Here is a 9,851-nt window from a genome sequence, read left to right on the forward strand (position 1 = left end):
TGTCACGGCGAAGATCGCGGGTTCAATTCCCGTCGGGACCGTTAGAAGAGGAAGACTCGTTAGCTCAGTTGGTAGAGCATTTGACTTTTAATCAAAGGGTCACTGGTTCGAGCCCAGTACGGGTCATAGATGCGGGTTTGGCGGAATTGGCAGACGCACCAGATTTAGGATCTGGCGCTTAACGGCGTGGGGGTTCAAGTCCCTTAACCCGCATAGAAGAATAGTAAGTTAGCCGGCTTAGCTCAGTTGGTAGAGCATCTGATTTGTAATCAGAGGGTCGCGTGTTCAAGTCATGTAGCCGGCATTTGCGAACGTAGTTCAGTGGTAGTGAGGGGTTTCTCGTTACCTTTTAATTTTTAAGCATAAGAATAAGAAAAGGCCCTCATTCATTTGAATGGGGGCCTTTTTTCACGACTTTAACGACTCTTGAGTTCAAGATAACGTTTGTACCAGATATTAACGTAAGATTCCGAGAAGGGGCCTTTTTCATTGTTAATCCAGTCGACAAGAATTTTGACACTTTCTTTCAGGATATAATCAATATCTGCTGAATAATGCATTTCTTTTTTGTGGCTTTCATATTCGTCAACATCCAAAAGCTTCTTCTCATGATTTTCAAATACTTTGACATCTAAGTCGTAGTCAATGTATTTGAGGGCCTCTTCATCCATAACATAGGGGCTAGCTAAGTTACAGTAGTAGGAAACACCGCTATCACGAATCATTGCGATGATGTTAAACCAGAATTTTTTATGAAAATAAACAATGGCTGGTTCTCGGGTCACCCAGCGTCTGCCATCACTTTCAGTAACGAGTGTATGGTCATTGACACCAATGATTGCATTTTCAGTTGTTTTTAGTACCATAGTATCGCGCCACGTTCGGTGCAAACTACCATCATGCTTATAACTCTGAATTGTAATAAAGTCGCCTTCTTTGGGTAATTTCATGGCTAAAACCTTCTACAATTTAGTTTATCCACTTTAGTTTAACATAATTTGATGGAAAAAGCATTTGTTATGAAGATAATAGTCACAAAGTCAATTCTTGGTAGCTTATAGGTAGTCTCTTAGGGCCGATGTAATATCAGAAAAGTCATAGCCTTTTCGCGCCAATGATTGGAGCAAATGTTGCTTGAGGTCATATCCCTGGTACTTCTTTTGATATCTTGGAAAGAGTTTGTCTAGTTCTCGAAAAATAAGGTCCATGTCATCTTCTTGATCTTTTTCAATCGCTAATTCTTCTAGGACTTCCTTAGCAGTTTGGTAGTCAAACCCTTTGTTGAGAAGGTTCTGTTGAATTTTATCTTTAATAGCTTTTGTTGGGTAACGACCGGTATATTTCTTATAGAGCTTCTGTCCGGCCTTGCTAGCGATATGGGAAAAGTCTTGGTTAATCAAGGTTTCTTCGATGATTCCTTTAGAAATTCCTTTTTGTATCAGCTTTTGCCTCAGCACATAAGGCCCTTTATCACCATTGTCTAGGTTTTGATTGATATAGGCTTCAGCGTAACGATAATCGTCAATCCATTTGTCCTTCTTCAGGTCACTTAAAATTTGGGGAATCATTTTGCCTTCAATATCGTGATTATAAAGGTAATCTTTAACTTCTTTTTCGGTTCTAGGCTTAAAAGACAGAAAGTAGAGAGCGAGATTCTTACCGTAGGAGAACTGGGCAAAAGTTTGAATCTCATTTAGCTCTTCATTAGTAATCATCTTATCCTTTGAGAGCATGAAATGGACGATTGTGTCTTCGGTGATATAGAGCTTCTCCTTGCTATCTAACTCAAGGAGATAAAGTCGCTTTTTCTTTTCAATCTTGGAAATTTTCATAGGTTTATTATAGCAAAAATGGTAGAATGTTAGGGTGTGTAGAATAAGTTCGGTAGCTTTTCATGGATGGGAGGTTACTCACTTAATATCAAGGTTCTATCTTTGTTAATAAGATAGAGGTCCTTTAAGCGACTCAAAGGATAAAAGAGTCTTGTAGTTTTTTTACCCGAGTCTGAAAATAAAGAAGTGAAATGACAATAACTGGTTCAATCTTCCAAAATTCCGCAGAGTCGCAGTCCAGTTCAATTAGAAAGGACATGCAAGAATGAATTTGCAGGTCAAACAACGGATTCCTCTAAAAATCAAACGGATGGGAATCAATGGAGAAGGTATTGGTTTTTATAAAAAGACTTTGGTATTTGTCCCTGGTGCTTTGAAGGGTGAAGATATTTTTTGCCAGATTACAGCTGTCAAAAGAAATTTTGCCCAAGCCAAACTATTAAAAATTAATAAAGCTTCCAAGAATCGCGTTCAACCCAAATGTCCAATCTATAACGATTGTGGGGGCTGTCAGATTATGCACCTGGCCTATAAGAAGCAATTAGAGTTTAAAGATGATCTGATTAAACAGGCTTTAAAGAAATTCCAGCCTGCTGGCTATCAAAACTATGACATTCGTCCGACCAAGGGAATGGCTGCTCCTTATCACTATCGGGCTAAACTTCAGTTTCAAACTCGTCATTTTGCTGGCTCGGTTAAGGCAGGACTTTTTGCAAGTAATTCCCACTATTTAGTAGCGCTGGAGAATTGCTTAGTTCAAGATGAGTTGACTCAGCAAATTGTGAATAAGGCAACAGAGCTGCTGGACAAGTATAAAATTCCTATTTATAATGAGCGGAAGAACGCTGGTATCCGCACGATTATGGTGCGTAAGGGTCAAGCAAGTTCCCAGGTTCAGCTTATTTTTGTAACCAGCCGAGAACTGCGCCTGACTGCTTTGGTTAAGGAGTTACGGATAGCCTTTCCTGAAATTGTAACGGTTGCCATCAATTATAACAGTTCAAAGTCTAGTGAAATTTATGGCGACAGGACAGAGATTCTTTGGGGACAAGAGACCATAGAGGAAGAGGTGCTAGACTATAGTTTCTTCCTATCTCCTAGGGCCTTTTACCAGCTCAATCCACAACAGACCCAAGTCCTTTACCAAGAAGCTGTCAAGGCTTTAGACATCAGCAAAGATGACAATCTCATTGATGCCTACTGTGGCGTGGGGACGATTGGTTTTGCCTTCGCAGATAAGGTGAAGTCAGTTCGGGGAATGGATGTGATTCCTGAGGCCATTGAGGATGCCAAAAAGAATGCTAAGGCACTGGGCTTGACTAATGCCCACTATGAGGTCGGTAAGGCAGAAGAACTGTTTTCCAAGTGGTATCAAGAAGGATTCCGTGCCAGCGCTCTCGTGGTAGATCCGCCAAGGACAGGTCTGGATGAAAGGCTTATCAAAACGATTCTCCATGCCCAGCCAGAAAAAATGGTCTATGTTTCCTGTAACGCCTCGACCTTAGCTCGTGATTTGGTTGCCTTAAACAAGGTCTATCAAGTAGACTATATTCAATCTGTAGATATGTTTCCCCATACGGCAAGAGTGGAAGCGGTCGTTAAGTTAAGGAAAAAATAATTAAAATACATTCTTTTTACGAATAGACAAATGAGAGTAGAAGAATCTACTCTTTTTATTCTTGGCTATTATAGTATCAAGCGCACTATTACACTGTGTTTACAAATATTTCAAAAATATTAAATAAATTACAAAAATGTGTTGACGATGACATTGAACTAGGCTATAATGAAAGCGAAAAAGAAGAAAGGAATCAAAAATTATGAAAAAGTCTTACAAAATTGCGGCCCTGCTGATGCTTAGCTCTACTCTACTATTAACAGGTTGTCACAAGAATAGTTCTCAAAGTAAAACTCATTCAAGTTCTGCAAAGACTAGTCAAACAAGTAAAACACACTCGCAAAAGGGAAGTTCTCAAAATCAGTCTTCCCAATCCAGTGATCAGAATCAAACCAATGGAGGAACCACCACTTCCTCAAGCTCTACTAATCAAGGCTCTGACAATAATCAAGCTAGTACATCAAGTCTTGATATTACGGCCATTTCTAACGGAGACTTCTCTAGTATTGCTGGGACTTGGCAAAATACCAATGGTGAGACTCTAGTTTTTGACGACAATGGCTTGGTTTCAGATACCCAAGTCATCTCTTCGCAAGGAGTTAGCGGAGAAAAAGCTCTCTTTGGCATTGGCCCAAAAGATTCAGAAGTCGGTAGTGCAGTCCTCTTTGTCATCCCTGCGGGTGTACCAACCGTCGGAGGTAAAACCTATCAACAGGATGCCCTAGTAGTGGGTCAAAGTGAATCGGCTGAAAGTACTCCGTATTATCGGGTTAGTTGATGAGTTACTTAAATCACTACTAGAGGTAGTGGTTTTCTTTAGAAAAATATAATATTACTAAAATATTTCATTGTTACAGAAAATTATTGACAGCGCTTACTTATTTTTTTATAATGAAGGCGAAAAACGATTTGACAAAGTAATATAAACGGAAGGAGAATTATCATGAAAAAAGATTTATTATGGGTTGAAAAACAACGTTTTTCTATTAGAAAGTATTCTTTTGGAGCTGCTTCAGTCTTAATTGGAGCTAGTCTGGTTTTTGGTGGTCAGGCTCTAGCTGACGAACAAAATGTGCCAGCTAGTCAGCCTCAGGATACCACCGTGCAGACGGTTTTAGACAAGGCGCTTAGTTCAGATACCCAAGTAACTAAGACAGAGACAGTTAGTAAAAATCAAGCAGACACTGCGGCTATTGATAAAACAGAACAAGTAAGTTCTGAATCTCAAGCAAGTACTAGTGATGTTGATGCTAATGTAACTTCAGCGTCAGGAAAGGTTGATGCAGCAACTCAGACCGATGACCAAGCCGACCAGTCAGCAACTTCTACAAACTCTAATCAAATTCAAAGGACAGCAAGTCAGGGTCAGGACCAAGCAGTTCAAACACAAGCGACAGAAGTGGTCAGTCCGGCTTCCGTGACTACAGCAGTTCAAGAAGTTGGCAAGGATATTCCAAGCTCGGGTTATTATACTTATCCTGAACGCACAGAGGTAAAGAATAGTCCGTCAGCTTCAGCACCTTTGGCCTTCTATGCTAATGCTGGCGACCGAGTTTACTACGACCAAGTCATCAATCAAGATGGCTATCAATGGCTGAGCTATGCGTCCTACAGCGGTATGCGCCGCTATGCAAACATTGCTAAGTTGGAATCCAAGGAAGTTCCAGCTGATAAATCTGCCCCTAAGGCCGATAACCAGCAGGAAACAGATAAGGAGGAGAAAACTCTTCCTGCCTTGGAACGCTATACTTTTGATAGAGAAGTAGAAGTTAAGAACGAGGCTAAGGTCGCTGCCAAGACAGAATTCACTTTTGGTAAGGGTGACTCCATTAACTATGATAAGGAAATCAAAGCTGATGGCTACAAATGGATTTCCTATGTGTCCTATAGTGGTACTCGTCGTTATGTCATGTTGGGTGTGTTGCCTGCTCAGGCTAATGAACAAAAGACCGAGTCCAAACTGACTGGTCAGATTAGTGTTGAAAATCAAACCGATAAGGGCTTTGATGTTAGGATTTCTAATGTATCAGATTCCAATGGCCTTCTGGCCGTTAAAGTTCCCGTCTGGACGGATAAAAATGACCAGGATGACTTGATTTGGTATGATGCTGTCAAGCAAGGCGATGGTACTTATAAGGTGGCTGTAAACCTGTCTGACCATAAGAATGAAAATGGACTCTACAATATTCACCTCTATTATGTCGAAAATGATGGTGCTATGAAAGGTGTCGCTGGCCTTCAATATACCATGCCTGAAGTTGAAAAGTCTCAAACTACTCGGACAGGCAATCTTTCCTTTAGCAATAAGGATAATGGTGACTTTGATGTTATAGTTTCAAATGTTGCTGATAGTCAAGGCCTCAAGGCTGTCAAAGTTCCCGTCTGGACAGATAAAAATGACCAAGATGATATTGTTTGGTACGATGCGGATAAGCAGGCTGATGGCACCTATAAGGTGGCTGTTAAATTAGCCGATCATAAGAATGAAACAGGCACTTACAATGTTCATCTTTACTACCTGGAAAATGATGGTCAACTAATCGGTATTGCTGGAAGTCAGCATCAGGCAGAAGCCAAGAAAGACGAAAAGCAAGTAACAGGTAGCATCAATATTCAAAATCAGACTTCTGATGGATTTGATGTTTTGATTACCAATGTTAGCGATAGTAAGGGTATTTCAGCTGTTAAAGTACCCGTTTGGACGGACAAGGATGATCAAGATGATATCCTTTGGTATGATGCTACTAAACAAGATAATGGTGATTATAAAGTAAGTGTTAAGACTAGTGACCACAAGGGTCAAACAGGTGTTTATAATGTTCACCTCTACTATGTCGAAAACGATAACAAGCTGGTTGGTGTCGCTGGAACCCAAACGACGGTACCTGAACCAGCAGCTAAGCCAGACTATGAAACAAGCTTCCCATCCCTGAAACACTATACCTTTGTCAAACAAGTTGAGGTGAGAAATGAGCCTCGGATTGCTGCTGATGTAGCTTTTACCTTCCAAGCTGGTGAGGGTATTAACTATGATAAGATTATGCACAAGGACGGCCATGACTGGATTTCTTATGTTAGCTATGGCGGTCAACGGCGTTATATCGTGATTGATTGACTTCTAATAATTCTTTGATAGACAAGTCACCTCTAAGAATAAGAGAGGTGACTTTTAGTTCCTCAATCAGAAATTGATCGTGGGAGACTTTCAAAATCAACGGTCAATATAGCCAGACTAATATTGAGTTAAAAGCAAGACTATCGATCAATATAAGCAAAATAAATCTCTTATTTGGAATCAATGGCAAAAGAAGTTGGCTTTTTCTGATATTTTCGCCGTAGTGGTATTCTAAGTGACACATTTGATATCACTTATAACGGGTTGTTTGAGAGAGATTCAGTCCAGTGGACAAAATCCGCCTGAGTCTAAAAACTCAGAAGCGAAGAAAATATCAAAATGTAATTTTGGGGTTTCAATTAAATTTGAAATAGCCGAAAATCGGCTTGGGATAGCTACTTTGACAGTATTGTGAATTTGTGATATTATGGGACGAGAAAGTAGAGTAAAGTATGTATCGCGTATTAAGTATTGATGATGAGGTCATTGTACTTGCTAATACAGACGGTCATGTCAAAAGGCTTGATCGTTCGTCTTTTAGTTTTGACCCTAAGCTGGGGGATAGGGTAGATCTTTTCTATGATGATAAGGACCAAGTCATTGCAACCAGAGCCAAGATAGTTGAGAATGAATCAGGCTCTCGGGCGATTAGATCGGCACTCCTACAGGGAATCTTTGACCTATTTACAGAAGTTTTAACCATCCACAATGATCAGGTTGGTAACGTTAAAAAAATCCTCTCGCAACTCTTCATTGCCTTCTTTATGGTTTGGGCCTTGGTTGGCGTCGTTGTTGTTGAACTGATCATCCTAATTGAATCGCTCTTAATCTGGGCCTACCAATTTATTTTAATTGCTATCAAGTATTTCCATGATTTGATTGCCAAAAAGTTGGCAGACCGCGCTCGGCAACAGGCCAAGCAGGAAGTTGATGCCACTTACGGCTATGACCAGTCTTTTAATGAGGAAATCAATCCTGAAGCCTATGCCGACTACGAAGATGATTCCTACATCGTCGATCTCGACTCTCTGGAGTTGTCCCCTGATGAGCGCGAACGCTATTTTAACGATTATAATGACTATCCAGAGAAGTAGGAGTTTTCCTATTTCTCTTTCTTTATAGGCTAAAATTTGCTAAAATGTTAGGGAAATAAACTTATAATGAGGTAAAAAACATGTCAAAATTTTTAGTCTTTGGTCATCAAAATCCAGATACTGATGCTATTGCATCTTCATACGGCTGGGCTTATTTGGAAAGAACTGCCTGGGGACGCGATGCAGAAGCAGTAGCCTTGGGTACGTCAAATGAAGAAACGGCCTTTGTCCTTGATTACTTTGGTGTAGAGGCTCCTCGGGTTGTCGAATCAGCTAAGACTGAAGGGGTTAGCCAAGTCATTTTGACTGACCACAATGAGTTTCAACAATCTATCAGCGATATTCGTGAGGTTGAAATTGCAGCTGTTATTGACCACCACCGCGTGGCAAATTTTGAAACAGCTAACCCACTTTACATGCGGGTGGAACCAGTCGGTTCGGCTTCTTCCATTGTTTTCCGTGCCTATAAGGAAACTGGAACAGAGGTTCCTAAAGAAATTGCTGGTTTGCTCTTGTCAGGCTTGATTTCAGATACCCTACTTTTGAAATCTCCAACGACAGCACCATCTGACCCTGCCGTAGCCGAAGAATTGGCTAAGATTGCTGGTGTCGACTTGCAAGAATATGGTTTGGCTATGCTCAAGGCTGGAACCAATTTGGCCAGCAAGTCAGCTGAGGAATTGATTGATATTGATGCTAAGAGCTTTGAGCTCAACGGCAACAATGTGCGTGTGGCCCAAGTCAATACGGTTGATATTGATGAAGTCTTGGCCCGCCAAGCTGAAATTGAAGAAGCTATCAAGGCTTCACAAGCGGCTAATGGCTACTCCGACTTTGTTTTGATGATTACCGATATTCTCAATTCAAATTCAGAAATTTTGGCTCTTGGTAGCAATGTGGATAAGGTTGAAGCAGCTTTCAACCTTAAGTTGGAAAACAACCATGCCTTCCTTGAAGGAGCTGTTTCCCGTAAGAAACAAGTGGTCCCACAATTGACCGAAAGTTTTAATAAATAAGATAAAAGAGGCAGTGTGCTGTCTCTTTTTTGTCTTTGAAGGCGGAGGTGATTGCTATGAAGAAAATCCTATCATTAAGCTCAACTGGCTGGTTCTCATGCCTCGCTTGAAGAAAGGGTTATCAGTTCTGGGTGTGCAAGATATTGATGGGACCTATCAGAAAATTTTGGCGAACTATTAGGCTGAACTTGCTAGCTTGCCAGATTATGGGCCGAACGATATTTTACCCCTCATCCTGACCCATGCAGTTATGTTGGGAACTGTCTATCGGGAGTGCAAGCCCAAACCTAGTGTCCAGACTATGACTGATTTTTATCAAAATCTAGTAATGGGCTCCAAATTGATTTCTTGGGGGCTCAGGCACAGAAATCCTTTGACCAAGTTGGCCATTCACAGGCAAGTCAAGCAAGGGCAAAGGAGTCAAAAAGCCAGTCATCCATTCACTTGGCAGTACAAGGTTGAGGAAGGTAGGGGGCGTTTCTTAGCGACCTTTAGCCGCTGTGGAGCTTGTTCCTATCTGACCAGCCGTGGCATGCCAGAGCTGGTACCTGCCGTGTGTGCTCTAGATTATGAATTTGCCAAAGCTGGTAATTACCTTTTTCTGCGTAAGCAAACCCTAGCCACTAGGGGTCAATTCTGTGACTGCCTCTATGTCAGCAAGAAGGCGGCAACTGCTGACCAAGTTGCTCAGGCTAAACTGGATGAAAAAGCGGAAGCCAAGCGAGCAGAGACCTTGTTTAATCGATACTAGAAAAGGGCCTGAGACAAAACCCATTTGCCCCCATAAAAACAGAGGATCACTTGTTGGTGACCCTCTGTTTTTTAGGTTTGGTTGCTTCTCCTGTTGTATTTGAGGAGATTATTGACCATAAGGGCCAATCCCATATCAATCTTGACCTGTCGTTTCCCCCGCAGATGACATCTTTTGTAACCCAAACAAGCCTTTATCTGCCCAAAGACAGGCTCCACATCAACCTTGCGTTGTGCGAAAACTTGACTGCCCTCAGGAGATAAAAGCGCTTGAACTTCTTTTTGCTTTAAATATTGGTACCGTTCGTTGATGTAAAGCCCCTTTTGAGGAGCTAATTCAGGCTCCTCAGCCTGGTAGACCTTAATCTCTTGTTCCAAACCTGTTTGCGTTTTCTGGTGTTTGAGATGATGAAACACCTATTTCCA

Annotated in this window: 9 protein-coding genes, 3 tRNA genes and 1 pseudogene; 10 read left to right on the forward strand and 3 right to left on the reverse strand. The window is 41.2% G+C overall.

The genetic code is table 11. The features are described 5' to 3' along the window. Positions 1-53: 53 nt before the first annotated feature. The 3 genes from BS63_RS0109825 (at position 54) to BS63_RS0109835 (ending at position 304) form a co-directional block, all read left to right on the forward strand. Positions 54-126: transfer RNA gene (locus BS63_RS0109825), tRNA-Lys, on the forward strand. Positions 127-131: 5 nt separating this feature from the next. Then, positions 132-213, forward strand: a tRNA-Leu gene (locus tag BS63_RS0109830). Between the two features lie 18 nt (positions 214-231). Continuing rightward, positions 232-304, forward strand: a tRNA-Thr gene (locus tag BS63_RS0109835). A gap of 112 nt (positions 305-416) precedes the next feature. On the opposite strand, the gene ntdP is transcribed toward BS63_RS0109835, so the two are convergent. Both ntdP and recX read right to left on the reverse strand, forming a co-directional pair. Next, positions 417-950, reverse strand: a complete 534-nt coding sequence (gene ntdP / locus BS63_RS0109840) for a nucleoside tri-diphosphate phosphatase (protein WP_002961640.1) — start codon at positions 948-950, stop codon at positions 417-419. A gap of 105 nt (positions 951-1,055) precedes the next feature. Then, entirely contained in the window at positions 1,056-1,832 is a 777-nt protein-coding gene (gene recX, locus BS63_RS0109845) for a recombination regulator RecX (protein ID WP_002961642.1), read from the reverse strand. 265 nt (positions 1,833-2,097) lie between these two features. Here recX and rlmD point away from each other — a divergent pair, with 265 nt between their 5' ends. The 7 genes from rlmD (at position 2,098) to BS63_RS0109880 (ending at position 9,426) form a co-directional block, all read left to right on the forward strand. Continuing rightward, positions 2,098-3,450: a 23S rRNA (uracil(1939)-C(5))-methyltransferase RlmD gene (gene rlmD, locus BS63_RS0109850; protein ID WP_019769895.1), complete on the forward strand. Its 1,353-nt coding sequence runs from the start codon at positions 2,098-2,100 to the stop codon at positions 3,448-3,450. Positions 3,451-3,652: 202 nt separating this feature from the next. After that, complete coding sequence (locus BS63_RS0109855; protein ID WP_002961646.1) at positions 3,653-4,228, forward strand: DUF6287 domain-containing protein; 576 nt, start codon at positions 3,653-3,655, stop codon at positions 4,226-4,228. A gap of 165 nt (positions 4,229-4,393) precedes the next feature. After that, entirely contained in the window at positions 4,394-6,565 is a 2,172-nt protein-coding gene (locus BS63_RS0109860; RefSeq protein ID WP_002961648.1) for a GBS Bsp-like repeat-containing protein, read from the forward strand. Positions 6,566-7,017: 452 nt separating this feature from the next. Beyond that, the gene (locus BS63_RS0109865; RefSeq protein WP_002961649.1) at positions 7,018-7,659 is read left to right on the forward strand and encodes a hypothetical protein; all 642 of its coding nucleotides are present in this window, start codon (positions 7,018-7,020) and stop codon (positions 7,657-7,659) included. Positions 7,660-7,739: 80 nt separating this feature from the next. Beyond that, positions 7,740-8,675, forward strand: coding sequence for a manganese-dependent inorganic pyrophosphatase (locus BS63_RS0109870; protein WP_002961651.1), 936 nt, complete (start codon positions 7,740-7,742; stop codon positions 8,673-8,675). A 13-nt stretch (positions 8,676-8,688) separates the two neighbouring features. Continuing rightward, positions 8,689-8,856, forward strand: a complete 168-nt coding sequence (locus BS63_RS1000000112165) for a hypothetical protein (protein ID WP_019770662.1) — start codon at positions 8,689-8,691, stop codon at positions 8,854-8,856. Positions 8,857-8,871: 15 nt separating this feature from the next. Further along, positions 8,872-9,426: an L-2-amino-thiazoline-4-carboxylic acid hydrolase gene (locus tag BS63_RS0109880; protein WP_002961653.1), complete on the forward strand. Its 555-nt coding sequence runs from the start codon at positions 8,872-8,874 to the stop codon at positions 9,424-9,426. Between the two features lie 71 nt (positions 9,427-9,497). Here BS63_RS0109880 and BS63_RS0109885 read toward each other — a convergent pair. Continuing rightward, a pseudogene (locus BS63_RS0109885) lies at positions 9,498-9,839 on the reverse strand (transposase); the annotation flags it as partial. Positions 9,840-9,851: the final 12 nt, after the last annotated feature.

Source organism: Streptococcus sobrinus DSM 20742 = ATCC 33478 (genome assembly GCF_000686605.1).
GTDB lineage: Bacteria > Bacillota > Bacilli > Lactobacillales > Streptococcaceae > Streptococcus > Streptococcus sobrinus.

Bases quoted from the DNA above. Each gene is read 5' to 3' on its own strand.
- ntdP (WP_002961640.1), bottom strand. From the start codon at position 950: ATGAAATTACCCAAAGAAGGCGACTTTATTACAATTCAGAGTTATAAG.
- recX (WP_002961642.1), bottom strand. From the start codon at position 1,832: ATGAAAATTTCCAAGATTGAAAAGAAAAAGCGACTTTATCTCCTTGAG.
- rlmD (WP_019769895.1), top strand. From the start codon at position 2,098: ATGAATTTGCAGGTCAAACAACGGATTCCTCTAAAAATCAAACGGATG.
- BS63_RS0109855 (WP_002961646.1), top strand. From the start codon at position 3,653: ATGAAAAAGTCTTACAAAATTGCGGCCCTGCTGATGCTTAGCTCTACT.
- BS63_RS0109860 (WP_002961648.1), top strand. From the start codon at position 4,394: ATGAAAAAAGATTTATTATGGGTTGAAAAACAACGTTTTTCTATTAGA.
- BS63_RS0109865 (WP_002961649.1), top strand. From the start codon at position 7,018: ATGTATCGCGTATTAAGTATTGATGATGAGGTCATTGTACTTGCTAAT.
- BS63_RS0109870 (WP_002961651.1), top strand. From the start codon at position 7,740: ATGTCAAAATTTTTAGTCTTTGGTCATCAAAATCCAGATACTGATGCT.